General features: G+C 66.6%; 13 protein-coding genes. 5 read left to right on the forward strand and 8 right to left on the reverse strand.

The window, feature by feature from the left end; genetic code table 11:
- Positions 1 to 127 precede the first annotated feature (127 nt).
- On the reverse strand, positions 128 to 1774 hold the full coding sequence (locus tag LJ656_RS12080) for an efflux transporter outer membrane subunit (protein WP_230509648.1): 1647 nt from the start codon (positions 1772 to 1774) through the stop codon (positions 128 to 130).
- Between the two features lie 239 nt (positions 1775 to 2013).
- Entirely contained in the window at positions 2014 to 2412 is a 399-nt protein-coding gene (locus LJ656_RS12085; protein ID WP_230509649.1) for a hypothetical protein, read from the reverse strand.
- A 259-nt stretch (positions 2413 to 2671) separates the two neighbouring features.
- On the opposite strand from LJ656_RS12085, the gene LJ656_RS12090 reads away from it, so the two are divergent.
- Together LJ656_RS12090 and LJ656_RS12095 are read left to right on the forward strand one after the other, a co-directional pair.
- On the forward strand, positions 2672 to 3178 hold the full coding sequence (locus tag LJ656_RS12090; protein WP_230509650.1) for a MarR family winged helix-turn-helix transcriptional regulator: 507 nt from the start codon (positions 2672 to 2674) through the stop codon (positions 3176 to 3178).
- Between the two features lie 190 nt (positions 3179 to 3368).
- Positions 3369 to 4931, forward strand: a complete 1563-nt coding sequence (locus tag LJ656_RS12095) for a DHA2 family efflux MFS transporter permease subunit (RefSeq protein ID WP_230509651.1) — start codon at positions 3369 to 3371, stop codon at positions 4929 to 4931.
- 64 nt (positions 4932 to 4995) lie between these two features.
- Here the strand turns inward: LJ656_RS12095 and LJ656_RS12100 are convergent, their stop codons facing one another.
- From LJ656_RS12100 to ada, 4 genes are all read right to left on the reverse strand, one after another.
- On the reverse strand, positions 4996 to 5502 hold the full coding sequence (locus LJ656_RS12100) for a hypothetical protein (protein WP_230509652.1): 507 nt from the start codon (positions 5500 to 5502) through the stop codon (positions 4996 to 4998).
- A gap of 254 nt (positions 5503 to 5756) precedes the next feature.
- Positions 5757 to 7373: a glutamate--cysteine ligase gene (gene gshA / locus LJ656_RS12105; protein ID WP_230509653.1), complete on the reverse strand. Its 1617-nt coding sequence runs from the start codon at positions 7371 to 7373 to the stop codon at positions 5757 to 5759.
- Between the two features lie 331 nt (positions 7374 to 7704).
- The gene (locus tag LJ656_RS12110; protein WP_230509654.1) at positions 7705 to 8622 is read right to left on the reverse strand and encodes a DNA-3-methyladenine glycosylase family protein; all 918 of its coding nucleotides are present in this window, start codon (positions 8620 to 8622) and stop codon (positions 7705 to 7707) included.
- Positions 8609 to 9853 carry a bifunctional DNA-binding transcriptional regulator/O6-methylguanine-DNA methyltransferase Ada gene (ada, locus tag LJ656_RS12115; protein ID WP_230509655.1) on the reverse strand — a complete coding sequence of 415 codons (1245 nt, stop codon included), beginning with the start codon at positions 9851 to 9853 and terminating at the stop codon, positions 8609 to 8611. Before ada ends, LJ656_RS12110 begins: the two co-directional genes overlap by 14 nt.
- A gap of 465 nt (positions 9854 to 10318) precedes the next feature.
- On the opposite strand from ada, the gene LJ656_RS12120 reads away from it, so the two are divergent.
- Positions 10319 to 10744: a VOC family protein gene (locus tag LJ656_RS12120; protein ID WP_230509656.1), complete on the forward strand. Its 426-nt coding sequence runs from the start codon at positions 10319 to 10321 to the stop codon at positions 10742 to 10744.
- An 86-nt stretch (positions 10745 to 10830) separates the two neighbouring features.
- Here LJ656_RS12120 and LJ656_RS12125 read toward each other — a convergent pair whose 3' ends face one another.
- Both LJ656_RS12125 and LJ656_RS12130 read right to left on the reverse strand, forming a co-directional pair.
- A complete protein-coding gene (locus tag LJ656_RS12125) occupies positions 10831 to 11385 on the reverse strand; it encodes a YaeQ family protein (RefSeq protein WP_230509657.1) in 555 nt (184 codons plus the stop codon).
- A gap of 142 nt (positions 11386 to 11527) precedes the next feature.
- Positions 11528 to 12505, reverse strand: a complete 978-nt coding sequence (locus tag LJ656_RS12130) for a LysR family transcriptional regulator (protein WP_230509658.1) — start codon at positions 12503 to 12505, stop codon at positions 11528 to 11530.
- A gap of 205 nt (positions 12506 to 12710) precedes the next feature.
- On the opposite strand from LJ656_RS12130, the gene LJ656_RS12135 reads away from it, so the two are divergent.
- Both LJ656_RS12135 and LJ656_RS12140 read left to right on the forward strand, forming a co-directional pair.
- Complete coding sequence (locus tag LJ656_RS12135) at positions 12711 to 14159, forward strand: aldehyde dehydrogenase family protein (RefSeq protein ID WP_230509659.1); 1449 nt, start codon at positions 12711 to 12713, stop codon at positions 14157 to 14159.
- A gap of 204 nt (positions 14160 to 14363) precedes the next feature.
- Positions 14364 to 15368, forward strand: coding sequence for an arabinose ABC transporter substrate-binding protein (locus LJ656_RS12140; RefSeq protein WP_230509660.1), 1005 nt, complete (start codon positions 14364 to 14366; stop codon positions 15366 to 15368).
- The last annotated feature ends 66 nt before the right edge of the window (positions 15369 to 15434 follow it).

The following is a 15434-nucleotide window of genomic DNA, read 5'->3' on the forward strand; positions in this document are numbered from 1 at the left end:
GCCGGCGCTTCGCTTCCCTCGAATGCTAAAAAAAGAGGCATGGCCGCGAAGTGCGGACATGCCTCTTTTGTTTTGCGGCGGGGTTTTGCGGTGCTTCTTTTGCGGCGCCGTGGTTGCCGCGCCGTGCTTATTTGCTTTGCACTTGCGCTTGGGATTGCGCTTGGGATTGCACTTGCGTCTGCGCCGGCGCGGCCGCGCCACTGAGCGCCGCGGTTTGCGCGGCCGGCGTGGCGATCGCCGCGCTCGGCGGCACAGCCGCCGCCGAGGCCGGCAACGGCGCGGGCGCCGCCACGTCGCCGGTTTCGCGGTTCATCTGCGCCACATCCCAGCCGCCGCCGAGCGCCTTCACGAGCCCGACCGACGACACCATCCGCTGCCCCGCGATGTTTTCGAGCTTCTGTTCGGCGGTGAACGCGGTGGTTTGCGCGGTCAGCACATTGATGAAGCCGACCGTGCCGGATTTGTACTGGTTGGTGACGATCGCGAGCGCCTGGCGCGCCGACTCGACCGCCTGCCGTTGCACGACAATTTCCTGTTCGAGGATGCGCAGCGACGCGAGATTGTCTTCGACGTCCTGGAACGCGGTGAGCACCGTCTGCCGATAGGTCGCGACGTCCTGATCGTAAGTCGCGCGCGCGGCCTCGGTGCGGGCCTTGCGCAGGCCGGCGTCGAAGATCGTCGCGGCCAGTTGCGGGCCGAGCGTCCAGAAGCGCGACGGTACGGTGAACAGTTGCGAGAACACCGAGTTCTCGAAGCCGCCGGACGCGGACAGCGTCAGCGTCGGGAAGAACGCGGCGATCTCGATGCCGATCTGCTCGTTCGCGGCGGCCGCCTTGCGTTCCGCCGACGCGATGTCGGGCCGCCGTTCGAGCAGCGCCGACGGCACCTGCGCGGGCACGGCGGGCGGCGTCGCGGTGAGCGGCATCGGCGGCAGCGAGAACATCGAGGCCGGCACGCCGATCAGCACGGCGATCGCGTGCTCGTCCTGAGCGCGCTGGATGCCGTTCTCGATCGCCGCGGCCTGCGCCGATTGCAGCTGGGTTTGCGCCTGGATCACGTCCGCGCGCGCGGCGACGCCGGCCGCGTACTGGTTTTGCGTGAGTTGCAGCGTGCGTTGATACGCGGCGACGGTCTCGTCGAGCAGCTTTTGCGTGGAGTCGAGCGCGCGCAGCGAGAAGTAGGTTTGCGCGAGCGTGGCCTGGGCGGATAGCCGCGCGTTCGCGAGGTCGGCTGCCGCGCCCTGCTGGCCGGCTTTCTGCGCATTGACCGTGCGCGCTACCGAGCCCCACAGGTCTGGCTCCCAGCTCGCGTCGAGCGACACGTTGTAGCTGTTGCCGATGCCGGCGCGGCTCGTCGCGGTCGTCGCATTGCCGCCGGTCGATGCGCCGTTGCCCGAGCGCGATACGCTGGCCGACGCGCCGATCGTCGGGAAATACGCGGCGCGCGCTTCGCCGACCAACGCGCGGGCCTGCCGGTAGGCCGCCGCGTACTGCGCGATGGTCTGGTTCGCGGCGTTGAGCTTGTCCTGCAGTTCGTTTAGCTGCGGGTCGTCGTAGATCGTCCACCAGTCGCCGCGATCGTGCTGATCGGCCGGTTCGGCGACTTTCCAGCCGGGCGCGGCTTCCTTGAACGACGCGGGGATCGTGGTGTCGGGCCGCTGATAGTTGGGACCGACCGCGCAGGCGGCGAACAGCAACGCGCAGGCCGCGCTGATGGCGAGGGTCGGGACGCGCGATGCAAACGGCCGCGCGCGCGGGAGTCGAACAGACTGCATGCAATGAATTCCTTCTGGACGCCGCGATGCGGCCGGGAGCGGCGCGGCCGGCCGGGCGAACTCTTGGTGTGCCGGAATGTTAGCGTATGAGCCCGCGCGGGCGCGGGAAACCGAAAGCTGAAAGGTTAATGCGAGGCGGTGCGCAGGTGTGTTACTTGCAGTGACGCGACGGTTACGCGTTGTTACCGGGGGCGGGCGGCGGGGCGCTGCGGGGGAATGACGGGGAGCGACGCGAAGGGTCAGCCGCGCGCCTCCCCCGCTTGAGTCTCCTTGCGCCGGCACGTCACTTTTCCAGCGGCGGCCCGGCACGCCGCATCGCCGCGAGCGTGGCAAGCCGAAGTCGGCGCGGCGTTCAATGCCGGTGCCGCGAGCGCTTTGGCCGCGACCTGGATCCGTTCGTCCGTGAGAGCGTTCGTCGCGCTCTGCACGAGCGCGCCATCCACACGCTTCGCCCGCTTGCCGCTGCGCCGATGCTCGACCCACGCGAGCAACGCGACCCCCACCGATCCGCCCGGCAGCACGAACAGTCCCGCGAACAACGCGAGCTTCCACCAGCGGTGCCGGCCCTGGAAGCTATGGAGTGCGGAATCGGTCAGTGAGCGGCTCAGGCCGCCAAGCGTGTTTTTGAGGTACAGCATCGGGAAGATCCAGTGGGACACGCCGCGCGATCGGCGGCGTGTAAATAAACGGTCAGAACATGGTCTCGGAAGGCGCTGGACGCGCGAAACTCATTGCTTGGAATAATATTGACTATGCAAGCAAATTTCAAGATACTGTGCCGCTCGAATGACTGCGGTGTTGTTTTTCTGCCGGCCGGCGCCGCGTCGCAAAATGCGATTTGACTTGTCTGCTTAGGCAGCTAGACTTCGATCTGCCTGTCGATGTTGCGGATACCCCATGGTTGAAGGCCCTTACAAAGCGGACGAGATAGAGCTGACGAGCAGTCTCGGCTACTACCTGACGAAAGCGCGCAACGTGCTGGTCGAACGCACGGATCGCGCGGTGAAACCGCTCGGCCTGACCGCGCAGCAGATCGGCGTGATCCTGATGCTGGCCTCGAAGCGCGCCAGCACGCCGTTCGAGCTGTCGCGAGCGATGTCGTACGACAGCGGCTCCATGACCCGTCTGCTCGACCGGCTCGAAAAGAAGGGCTTCGTGGTGCGCACGCGCAGCAGTTCGGACCGTCGCATGGTGGAGCTGGAATTGACGCCGCAGGGCCACGAGGCCGCGCGGCAGTTGCCGAATCTGGGCGCGACGGTGCTCAACGAGCAATTGCGCGGCTTCAGCGCCGAGGATCACGCGACGCTGATTCGCCTGCTCGCCCGTTTCATCGACAACGGCGTGGACGGCGGCGCCGGAGCGGGCTGCGGACTGGCATTGCCGCAGGACGACCCGCAGTCGTGAGTCGATAAACGCTGCCCAAACGGGCCGCGTGGTTTGAACAGAACACAGGCAGGACCACAACGAGGCGCTGAAAGGCGCCATTGTCTTAGGATATCTGTCTGGGCAGAGGGTGATGCGGCACATAAGCACCGCGTTTGAAACGTGCGATAAAGCTGCCGCGACAAGCTTTCCCGACTGAGGAGAACAACATATGGAAGCCACGGCTCCCGCTGCCGCGCAACCGGCCGCCGAACCGGCGCCGCTGCAAGGCGGCGCACTCGCGCTACTGACCGTCGGTCTGGCGCTCGGCACTTTCATGGAGGTGCTCGACACCTCGATCGCGAACGTCGCGGTGCCGACCATTTCGGGCAGCCTCGGCGTCGCCGCGAGCCAGGGGACGTGGGTGATCTCGTCGTACTCGGTCGCCTCCGCGATCGCGGTGCCGCTGACCGGCTGGCTCGCGCGCCGGGTCGGCGAAGTGCGGCTGTTCACGCTGTCGGTGCTGCTGTTTACGCTCGCGTCGGCGGCCTGCGGTTTCGCGCAGAACTTCGAATCGCTGATCGCGTTCCGGCTGCTGCAAGGGCTCGTTTCCGGGCCGATGGTGCCGCTGTCGCAGACGATCCTGATGCGCTCCTACCCGCTCGCGAAGCGCGGTCTCGCGCTCGGCTTATGGGCGATGACCGTGATCTGCGCGCCGATCTTCGGCCCGGTGCTGGGCGGCTATATCACCGATAACTTCACGTGGCCGTGGATCTTTTACATCAACGTGCCGATCGGCGTGTTCTCGGCGGTCTGCGCGTACCTGCTGCTGCGCGGCCGCGAGACCAAAACCACCCGGCAACGGATCGACGCGGTCGGTCTCGTACTGCTGGTGACCGGCGTGTCGTGTCTGCAGATGATGCTCGACCTCGGCAAGGACCGCGACTGGTTCAACTCGACCTTCATCGTGGCGCTCGCGGTGATCGCGGTCGTCGCGATCGCGTTCCTGCTGGTGTGGGAGTTGACCGACGACGAACCGATCGTCGACCTGTCGCTCTTCAAGGACCGCAATTTCGCGCTCGGGGTCGTGATCATCTCGTTCGGTTTCATGGCGTTCTTCGGCTCGGTCGTGATCTTCCCGCTGTGGCTGCAAACGGTGATGGGCTACACCGCCGGACTCGCGGGTCTGGCGACCGCGCCGGTCGGCCTGCTCGCGCTGTTCCTGTCGCCGATGATCGGCAAGAACATGCACCGGCTCAATCTGCGGATGGTCGCGAGCTTCGCGTTCATCGTGTTCGCGATCGTGTCGTTCTGGAACTCGACGTTTACGCTCGACGTGCCGTTCGGTCACGTGATCCTGCCGCGACTGATCCAGGGGATCGGCGTCGCGTGCTTCTTCGTGCCGATGACGACGATCACGCTGTCGAGCGTATCCGACGAGCGGCTCGCGAGCGCGTCGGGTTTGTCCAACTTCTTCCGCACGTTGTCGGGTGCGATCGGCACCGCGATCAGCACGACGTTCTGGGAGAACGACACGATCTACCATCACGCGATGCTGGCCGACACCGTCAACGTGTATTCGCCGAACACCACTGCGTACACGAGTGCGCTCGCCGGCGCCGGGCTCACCGGCGACAGCGTGACCGCGCAGCTGAACCAGGTGGTGACGAGTCAGGCGTACATGATGGCGACCAACGACTTCTTCCGCATTTCGTGCGCGGCGTTTCTGGTGCTGGCGGTGCTGGTGTGGGTCACGAAGCCGCGCAAGGGCGCCGGCCCTTCGTTAGGACATTGAAGCAAATCGGGACAGTCGCGGCGCGCGTTGCGACGCGGCCCTTCAGCAACGGCTTGGCGGCGAGTCATTGCGACAGCGCCTCGCCGTTCGGCGTGGCGGCCGGCTTGCCGGGCACTGCTGCCGGATGCGCGGCATCGGCTGCGGCCGGCGCGGTTGCGGTGCCGCTTTGCGGCGCGGCGATCGCCGTGCCTCTCACATACTGTTTGAAATCAGCGCCCGCTTCCCACGGATTCGGCTTGCAGCCCAGCGAGCCGTCGCAATGCGCGGAAAAGCCGATCGTCGCGGTGCCGTCGGGATTCGCGGTGCGGGTGATCTGATACGCGAGCGCGCGTTTGCCGCCATCGGGGCCGGCGGTCTGGATCAACGAATCGGTCGCGGTCTCGATCGGGTATTTCGAATGACTCGCGACCCAGCTCTGCGCCCGTTGCCACCACATATCGCACTCAGCCCTGCTCGCACACGTCAACGGTTTGGTTGCGATCTGCATCACGTCCGGGTCGACCTGACCTCGCGATGCGCAACCGGCCAGCGCCGTCAGACACAGCGCGGCCAACAAACTTTTGTTCTTCACGTCGATACCTCCCGCTGTGGAGCGTCTCATGCAAGGTTGGACCGCGCGGCCCTGACGGTGTTTCACGACGGCCGGACAATCGCGGGCGCGCGCGGAGAATTTGCCGATTGGTTACGAGGGCCGCCTCGCTGGCGCGTAGAGCTTACCTGCGCGTTCCTTGAGTGGTCACCAGTAGTTATCCACAGCAAGAAAAAAGCGGCCGCGTGGGCCGCTTTTCTACAGATCACGAGAGCATGCAGCCTCGCGCATCTTCTTCATACGCTGAACCGGTTCAGCGTGTATGCACGATAAGCGGCGACGAACGCATCGAACGAACCGACTTCGTCGCGTTCGAGCTTCGCCTGTTCGTCGAGCGACTGCGCCGCGAGTTTGACGAACGCGTCGTGTTGCGCGGGATCGAGCGGGCGGGCTCGGAAATACGCGGCATGCGCTTCGCTTTGCGCGAGGCCGAACGCGAGAAAGCTCTGCTGCTTGTCGCGCATCGTTTGCAGCACGCGTGCCGACGGCGTCAGCGATACGTCCGCGAGCTTCGCGCGCTGCGTCGCCACCGAGCGCGCGTGTGCATCGCCGCCGTGCAGATCGTCGAGCACCCTGGCGGCCGCGTCGATCCTGATCAGCAGTTCGTTCGCCCAGTCGAGCATCGCGACCGGCTGGCCGTCGCGGATCAGTTCGAGCCCCGGCTTGCGACCCTCCATCGTCACGCGGCCGAAGTTCTGGTTCGCTTCGCAATAGGCGGGCGACGGCAGCGGCGCGCTGTCGTCGAGTGCGCAGACCAGCAGATACGCGTCGAGAAAGCGCGAGGTCTCCAGCGAAATGCCGCTCGGCTCGAACGGATCGATATCCATGCAGCGCACTTCGACGTATTGCACGCCGCGCGCGGCGAGCGCGTGCAGCGGCCGCTCGCCCGGATAGGTAACGCGCTTCGGCCGGATCGTCGAGTAGAACTCGTTTTCGATCTGCAGCACGTTGGTGTTGATCTGCACCCACTCGCCGTCGCGTTGCGTGCCGATCTGCTCGTAGGCCGGATACGGCTGGCTGACGGCCTTCGCGAGCGCGTCGAGGTAACCGGGCAGCGTGTCGTAGTCGGCGTGCAGCGCCGCTTGCGCGGTGGTGTTCGAATAGCCGAGGTCGCTCATCCGCAGACTGGTCGCGTACGGGCGATACAGCGTGTCGGCGTCGAACGTGTCGAGCGTGTGCGCGCGATCGCGCAGGAAGCGCCGGTCGAGCGCCGGCGACGCGCCGAACAGATACATCAGCAGCCAGTTGGTGCGGCGGAAATTGCGGATCAGCGCGAGGTAGCGCTCGGACTGGAAATCGACGGCGCTCGCGGTGGATTGCTGGTCGGCGTGCAGCAGCCGCCACACCTGTTCGTTCAGCGAGTAGTTGTAGTGAATCCCCGCGATGCACTGCATCGTGCGGCCATAGCGCAGCGCGAGGCCGACCCGGTACACGTACTTGAGCCGGCCGATGTTCGAGCTGCCGTATTGCGCGATCGGAATGCCATCGTCGGTGTCGGGCAACAGGCCCGGCATCGAGTTGTTCCACAGGATCTCGTCGCCGAGTTCCGCGTAGACGAAGCGGTGCAATTCGTCGAGCTTCGCAAGCGTGTCGGTGACGTCCTGCTCGGCCGGCGTGATCAGTTCCAGCAACGCCTCGGAGTAGTCGGTCGTCAGCGACGGATGCGTGAGCGCCGAGCCGAGCGCGCGCGGATGCGGCGTCAGCGCGAGCTGACCGTCATGCGTGACGCGCAGGCTTTCCTTTTCGATGCCGCGCAGGCCCCGGATCAGCGCATCGCGCTGCGGGCTTGCGGACAGCACGGACAGGCGGTGCAAAAACGCGTCGGTCGCGCGGGAAGGTGTCGTGTTGGGCATTGATGCGAGTCGCGCGTTGCCGACCGCTGTGAACCGCCTGATGCTGCTCGGGCGGAAACGGGATGGCGACAACACTCGGCAAAATTTTCGGTAGCGGGCACTTTAACATCTCGCCAGAACCCCTGCTTGGGCCCGGCTCGGCGCGGGTTTGGCGCGGGTTTGCCGGTGACTGCGGGCGTTGTTGGCCCGTTGCGGGCCCGTTGTTGGCCGTTTGATTTTTGCGATGAAAGCGACGGCTGTGCAGCAGGCCGAAGGTTGAGCGTGCCCGTCACCGGGAGTGCCTGATTTCGGCGCGGGTGACGGCGCTACCGCGAGTACGCCGCGGCGCGACTCACCCGCCGCGCGCCGCGCCCGCCCGATCCGCCACCTCGTTCCACAGATGCATCGCCGCATACGCGCGATACGGCCGCCAGCCATCGGTGCGGCTGCGCTGTTGCGCGGGCCGCGTGAGCGACGGATCGCGCGCGCAGATCGATTGCATCAGCACGAGATCCGACGCGGGCCACGCGTCCGGATCGCGCCACGCGCGCATCGCGACGTATTCGACGGTCCACGGGCCGATTCCCGCGAGCGCGAGCAGCGCGGCGCGCAGGCTGGCGGCGTCGCTGATGTCGCTATCGAGCGGCACGTCGCCGCTCGCGACCGCGCGCGCGAAGCCCTGCAACGCGGCGACCCGCTTGCCGGGCATGCCGATCTGCGCGAGATCGACCGCGGCAAGCGCGGCGGGCGTCGGAAAACGCCATGCGGTGTTTTCGTGCGGATGTCCATCGATACGCTCGCCCGCGCGCTGCACCAGCCGGCCGATGATCGTCGTCGCGGCCTTCACGCTGACCTGTTGCCCGACGATCGCGCGCACCACCAGCTCGAAGCCGGACCACGCGCCGGGCGCCCGCAAGCCGGGCACCGCCTCGACGAGCGGGGCGAGCCACGGGTCGGCGGCGAGCGCGGCGGCGATCCGCTTCGGATCGGCGCGCAGATCGAACATCTTCGCGACCGGCGCGGCCAGCGCGTCGGCGTGACGGCTGACCGGTCCGTCGATGCTCGCGACGATGCAGTGCTTGCGCGGATGCAGCCGCACGCTGAGCGTGCCGCTGTCGCCGTCCCAGTCGATCGCGCGGCGATACGCGCCGTCTTCGACGGCTTCGACGCCCGGCGTCGCGCGGCCGCCGAAAAAGCGCAGCAGGCGCGGCCAGTCGAACGGGGCTTTGAACGGGAGTTCGAGAGTTGCGACGTCGTTAAGCGTGCTCACGCGGCGTGATCCGGTCGGTGTCGTGGTCGGTGGTCGGGTTCGGGTCGGCGCGGCCGGCGTCGCGGCGCTGTGCGTCGCCGGCGGCTGCGCCGCCCGCATGCCGGGCCTCATTGTCGAGCAACGCGGCCTTGCGCGGCAGCCCCCAGCGATAGCCGGCCAGCGCTCCGCCCTTTTGCACGACCCGGTGACACGGAATCGCCAGCGCGACCGGGTTGGTCGCGCAGGCGCTCGCGACCGCGCGGACCGCGCGCGGCGAACCGACCGCCTCGGCGATCTGCGAATAGCTGCGCGTTTCGCCGTACGGGATGCGTCGCAGCGCGTCCCACACGCGCTGTTTGAACGCGGTCGACGCGATGTCCAGCGGCAGTTCGAAGTCCTGCCGCGCGCCTTGCAGATATGCGTCGATTTGCGCGATGAACGGTGCGAGCCCGTTGGCGTCTTCGCGCAGCTCGGCATTCGCGAACTCGCCGCGCAGTTCATCGACTAGCGGTGTGACGGCGTCGCCGAAACCGATCTTGCAGATGCCCTTATCGGTCGCCGCGACCAGTACGAAGCCGAGCGAACCCGGCGCGCTCGCATAGCGCACCGTGAGCCCCGCGCCCTTGCGGCGATACGCGGACGGCGCCATGCCGAGTTCGGCCGGCGCGCTGTCGTACATCCGCGACGGCGAGCCGAAGCCGGCATCGAGCGTCGCGCGGGTCACGTCGGCGCCCCCCTGCAACGCATCGCGCAACGCGGCGCCGCGCTGCGCGGCCTGATACTGCCGCGGCGATACGCCGACCACGCGCTTGAACAGCCGCTGCAAATGGAACGGGCTCACGTGCACCGCGTCGCTCAGTTGCGCGAGCGTCAAACGTTGCTGCGGATCGGCATCGAGCGCCGCGCACGCGCGATTGACGATGTCCAGCTCGCGCGGCAGGCCGCCCGGCTGGCAGCGCTTGCAATCGCGAAACCCCGCGGCGCGCGCGGCGGCGGCATCGGTGAAGAACGCGACGTTCTCGCGGCGCGGCTGGCGCGACGCGCACGACGGCCGGCAGAACACGCCGGTGGTCCTGACCGCATAGAAGAACGCGCCGTCGGCTTCGCGGTCGCGGCGCAGGACGGCGTCCCAGCGCTCGTCGTCGCTGTGCCAGTGGGCGATGCCGGAGTCGGCCGGGGTATAGGCGGCTTCGGCGGAGTCGGCGGAGTCGGCGGTACTTGCGGCGGAGGAATGACGGGTAGTGGCGTTCATGATGGTCCTATGTACCCCGAACGAGACAGCGGGGCTGGGCAATGTCGATGCTCATCAATGTAGGCCCGAAGGCGACACACTACGCCCCGTTTCTTGCGCTGTCATTCGCGAAGAATTCGAGCCCGCTTGCCCCTACTTCGGGTGGGGTCAAAACCCGGCTGGATCGCAATCCGAAGCTCCTCCAAACGCCTACTGGGCGGGCGTTTTGCCTCAAACTGCGGCAATTGGGCCTGATATCGGGTTTTCCCTTAAAAAGTTATTGCGTCGCACCAAGCCGATGTGTATATTAGGAACTGTCTCCTCCATGTCTCCTCCTGATATGGATTCAGCCCGCTCCACTTGAGCGGGCTTTTTTTCGCCCGCGTTTTCCGCAGCCGCATCCCCGCCTCGCGCGACTTCTGCCCTTTCTCCTACACTTGGCTAATCATCGGTTCTCCGAAACAGCCAGACCAAAGGGCGTTCGCCATGAAAATCCATATTCGCGAGATCGACCATGTGGTGATTCGCGCAACCGACGTCCAGGCGCTCGCGCGCTTTTACTGTGACGTGCTCGGCTGCAGCCTCGAAAAAGAGCAGCGCGAGCTGGGGCTCACGCAACTGCGTGCGGGACGTTCGTTGATCGATCTGCTGCAGGTCGGCGCGAAGATCGACCGGCCGGAAAACGGCGCGGCGGGCACCGGGCGCAACATGGACCACCTGTGTCTGCGGATCGACACGTTCGACATCGATGCGCTCAGCGCGCATCTGGCCGCGCATGGCGCGCGGATCGGCGAACACGGGGTGCGCTATGGCGCGGACGGCTTTGGGCCGTCGCTGTATCTGTTCGACCCGGAGGGCAACATGGTCGAGCTGAAGGGGCCGCCGGACGCGGCGCGACTTACGTCGCTGTGAGTGAGGCTCGCGCCCAACTCGCACAACTAGGCGGCAAACCCGGCCCAAACCGTTTCAGATCTGAACCAGCGAGCCGCTCAGGCTCATCAGGCGTGGGCGGGCGCCTTCAACACCGTCCAGTCGATCTTCACCGCATCGGCTTCGGCGCTGCCGAGCCATGCTTCGCCGTCCTGCACCGTGCATTGGAGCCGCATCGTGCGTTCGGCGAGCGAGCCGAGCGACGCGGCGACGTCTTCGCCGAGCGTCCACACGGTCACGTTGCGCATCCGTTCCACCTTGTTGCGCACGCCCTGCCACCAGATCTCCGACGCGCGGCCGCCATACGCGATCACGATCACGCGATCGGCGCGCCCGCTCGCCTTCGCGATGCGCCGCTCATCGGGCTGACCAACTTCGATCCAGGTTTCGATCGCGCCGGTCAGGTCCTTCTGCCACAGGTCCGGTTCGTCGACGTCCGACAAACCTTTGCAAAACTCCAGACGTTCCTGCGCGAACAGCGCGAACGCGGCGACGCGGACCATCATCCGTTCGTCGGTTTCCGAGGGATGACGGGCGATCGTCAGCGAATGGTCGGCGTAATAGTGCCGGTCCATGTCCGCGATCTGCAGTTCCGCCTTGTAAATAGTCGATTTGAGAGCCATGCCGTTACTGAACCAGGCGCTCGCTCCAGCGGAGCGCAGCGAAAAAGAATCGTCGACGGCGCGTTGCCGTTTCTTGTGTTTGCTATACATCGCACGTACCTCCCGCGCCGTCAGCCGGTGCCTATGACGAAGGAGCGAGCATTTATCGGGCCATCGCCGCTTCCAGCGGCGCGCCGTAAACCTCGCGAGCCGCATCCCGCAGCGCGTCCAGCACCACTGCGGCGGCCGGCGACAGCAGATGCGACTGGCGCGTGATGATACCGAAAGTGTCCATCCTGCACGGCAAATCGATCGGTACGCGTTTGAGCACGCCGTACTGTTGGTATTGACGCGCCACTTCGTCGGGCAGAACCGCCAACATGTCGCTTTGCAGCAGCAGGCTCGAAATCGCGAGGAAGTTGTTGGTATTGACGACGTTCTGCGGCGGATTCAGGCCAATCTGCGAAAACATCAGATCGAAGCGGTGGCGCAGCACGCTGCCCGGCGGGTGCAATACCCAACTCGCGTTGACGATCCCGCGCAGCGTCAAACCTGTTTCATTTTCGAGCGGATGGCCGGGGCGTGCGACCACGCACAGCGGCTCGTCGGCGAGCGGCTCGTAGCGTACGTCGACCTTGAACTGGTTCTGCCGTTCGAGCACGCGGCCGATCATGATGTCCAGCTCGCCTTCGGCGAGGCGCGGCAGCATGACGTCGGAAGTCTCGACCTCGGCCCAGATCTGCAATTGCGGATAGCGCTCCTTCACGCTGGCGATCGCGTGCGGCACCATCGTCGCGGCGGCCGCCGCGATCACGCCGATCCGCACCTGGCCGGCAAGCCCCGAGCGCAATGCGGAGATTTCGTCGTGCGCCTGGCTCAGGTTCGACAGCACCATCCGCGCGTGGCGGATCATCACCTCGCCGTACAGCGTCGCGTGCATGCCGTGCGGCGTGCGGTCGAACAGGCTCACCCCGAGCATGTCCTCCAGTTCCTTCAGCAGCCGCGACGCGGCCGGCTGCGTCATGCCGAGCACGTCGGCGGCGCGGCGCACGTTGCCCTCCTCCTCCATCGCTGCGAGCAGCAGCAACTGGCGCGTTTTCAGCCGGGCGCGCACGAACCAGTTCGAATAACTTCGCGTCATCGCGGGGTCTCCATGTTTTTTGGCGAGCGCTTTTCATGCGCTGCTTGGTGGCCCCCATGATGCCATACCGAAACTGATATCGGGGAGGCCGAAAAAGGGATTGGAAAGTTATTAGGACCGCCAATACCATTCGTTGACTTTGTGAGTTTCGATGAGATTTCTGCCGCGGCGCCGGTAAGGCGCTGTCCGTGCGCCCTTTCCGCCGATGAACCGCGATCCGCTCGTCCCTCTCGTTACCAGCCCGTTTCGCCATTACATCAATGGCGGATGGGAGACCGGCGCGACCGCGGGCGTGTCGCTCAATCCATCGGATCTCGACGAGCCGGTCGGCGAATACGTGCGTGCCGATGTGCGCCAGACCGATAGCGCGATCGAGGCCGCGCACGCGGCGTTTCGCGACTGGTCGCTGGCGTCGGCGCAGCGCCGCGCCGACGCGCTCGATGCGATCGGCAGCGAAATGCTCGCGCGCCGCGACGAGCTGGCTCGGCTGCTCGCACGCGAAGTCGGCAAGGTATTGCCCGAGGCGCTCGCGGAAGCGACCCGCGCGGGACAACTGTTCAAGCTGTTCGCGGCCGAAGCATTGCGCGCTTTCGCGGAGCCGCTCGCGTCGGCGCGGGCCGGCGTCGAAATCGACGTGACCCGCGATCCACTCGGCGTGGTCGGCATCATCGCGCCGTGGAGCGCGCCGCTCGCGAGCGCCGCCGCGAAGATCGGCGCCGCGCTCGCGCACGGCAACTGCGTGGTCTACAAGCCGGCGGAATCGGCGCCGGCCTGCGCGGCCGCGCTGGCGTCGATCATCAGCCGCGCGGGACTGCCGGCCGGCGTGTTCAACCTTGTGATGGGCAGCGGCCGCAAGGTCGGCGCGCGCATCGTCGCGCATCCGCTGGTGGCCGCGGTCAGCTTCAGCGGCTCGAGCGAGATCGGCACGCGTGTGCTGCAAACCGCCGCCGCGCGCCAGGCGCGCGTGCAGCTGGAGATGGGCGGCAAGAACCCGTTCGTCGTGCTGGCCGATGCCGATCTCGACCGCGCGGTCGATGCCGCGCTCACCGGCGCGTACAGCGCGGCCGGCCAGCGCTGCACGGCGGCCGCGCGATTGATCGTCGAGCGCGCGGTGTTCGCGCCGTTCGTCGACGCGTTGCGCTCGAAGCTCGCGAAACTCACCGTCGATCACGCGCTGAAGCACGGCGCCGATCTCGGTCCGGTCGCAAACGCCGCGCAGCTCGAACGCAATCTCGACTACGTGCGCATCGGCGAGCAGGAAGGCGCGCAATTGCTGTGCGGCGGGCGGCAGCTCGAGCGCGCGACGCGCGGCTACTTTTTCGAGCCGGCGCTGTTCGTCGGCGAGCCCGATCAGCGGATCGCGCGTGAAGAAACCTTCGGGCCGCTCGCGGTCGTGCTGCGCGCGCACGACTACGAGCACGCGCTGCATCTGGCGAACGACAGCACCTACGGACTGTGCGCCGGGATCTGCACGCGCTCGCTCGAACGCGCGCGGCATTTCCGCCGGCATGTGCAAAGCGGCCTCGTGACGATCAACCTGCCGACCACGGCCGTCGAGCACCACGGTCCCGGCGGCGGGCGCAAGGCGTCGGCCTACGGCGCCAGCGATGCCGCGTTCTGGACCGCCGTGAAAACGGCCTACGTGGCGGGCTGAGCGCAATGAGTCTGGCGGCCGTGCGCGGGCGCGGCCGCACGGTTTTACCCGGCTTTCACCGCATGTTGCGTGCGTGGCGTGGCGCGCGTTCGACATGGATGTGCGCAATTTCGCGCAAGCGGTCACATGCAGATGACCGCGCGCGCGGACCCCTGCTGCAACTACACGACACCAATGCAGCTTTTCAACCTTAGGAGACACCCGATGACCAGCAAGCTTCGCCGTTTGACCCTGACCGCGATCGCGGCCGCCGCCCTCGCCGCGCCGTTCGCCGCGCAACTGTCCGCGCACGCGGACGAGCCGCTGAAAATCGGCTTCCTCGTGAAGATGCCGGAGCAGGCATGGTTCATCAACGAACAGAAAGCCGCGACCGCGCTCGGCCAGAAGGGCGGCTTCTCGGTGGTGAACATCGGCACGCCGGACGGCGAAAAAGTGCTGGCCGCGATCGACAACCTCGGCGCGCAAGGCGCGCAGGGCTTCGTGATCTGCGCACCCGACGTGCGTCTCGGACCGGCGATTCAGGCGCGCGCGAAGCGCTACAACATGAAGTTCGTGACCGTCGACGATCAACTGGTCGATTCGAGCGGCAAGCCGCTCGCGAACGTGCCGCACCTGGGGATGTCCGCGTTCAAGATCGGCAATCAGGTTGGCACCGCGATCAGCGACGAAATGAAACGCCGCGGCTGGAAGCCTGAAGAAGTCGGCGCGCTCCGCATCACCGACTACGAACTGCCGACCGCCAAGCTGCGCACCGACGGCGCGACGCAATCGCTGCTGGCCGGCGGCTTCAAGAAAGAAAACATCTTCGACGCGCCGCAGAAGACCACCGACGACGAAGGCGGCTTCAACGCGGTATCGCCGGTGCTCGCGCAGCATCCGAACATCAAGAAGTGGGTGATCTTCGCGCTGAACGAGGAAAGCGTGCTGGGCGGCGTGCGCGCGACCGAGCAACTGCACATCCCGTCGGCCGACGTGATCGGCGTCGGCATCAACGGCGCGGGCGAAGCGTTCGCCGAGTTCCAGAAGAAGGAGCCGACCGGCTTCTACGGCACGATCGCGGTGAGCTCGACGAACCACGGCAAGGAAAGCACCGAGAACCTGGTCCAGTGGATCAAGGGCGGCAAGCAGCCGCCGGCCGACACGCAAACCACCGGCAAGCTGATGGTGCGCAGCAACTGGCAGGACGTGCGCAAGGAACTGGGCATTTAAGCGCGGTTCGCGCGGCGGCGCCCGATTGGCCGCCGCGCATGCAGCAAGCGGTAAAGCAGCAAGCGG

Source organism: Paraburkholderia sejongensis (assembly GCF_020880815.1).
GTDB classification, from domain to species: domain Bacteria; phylum Pseudomonadota; class Gammaproteobacteria; order Burkholderiales; family Burkholderiaceae; genus Paraburkholderia; species Paraburkholderia sejongensis.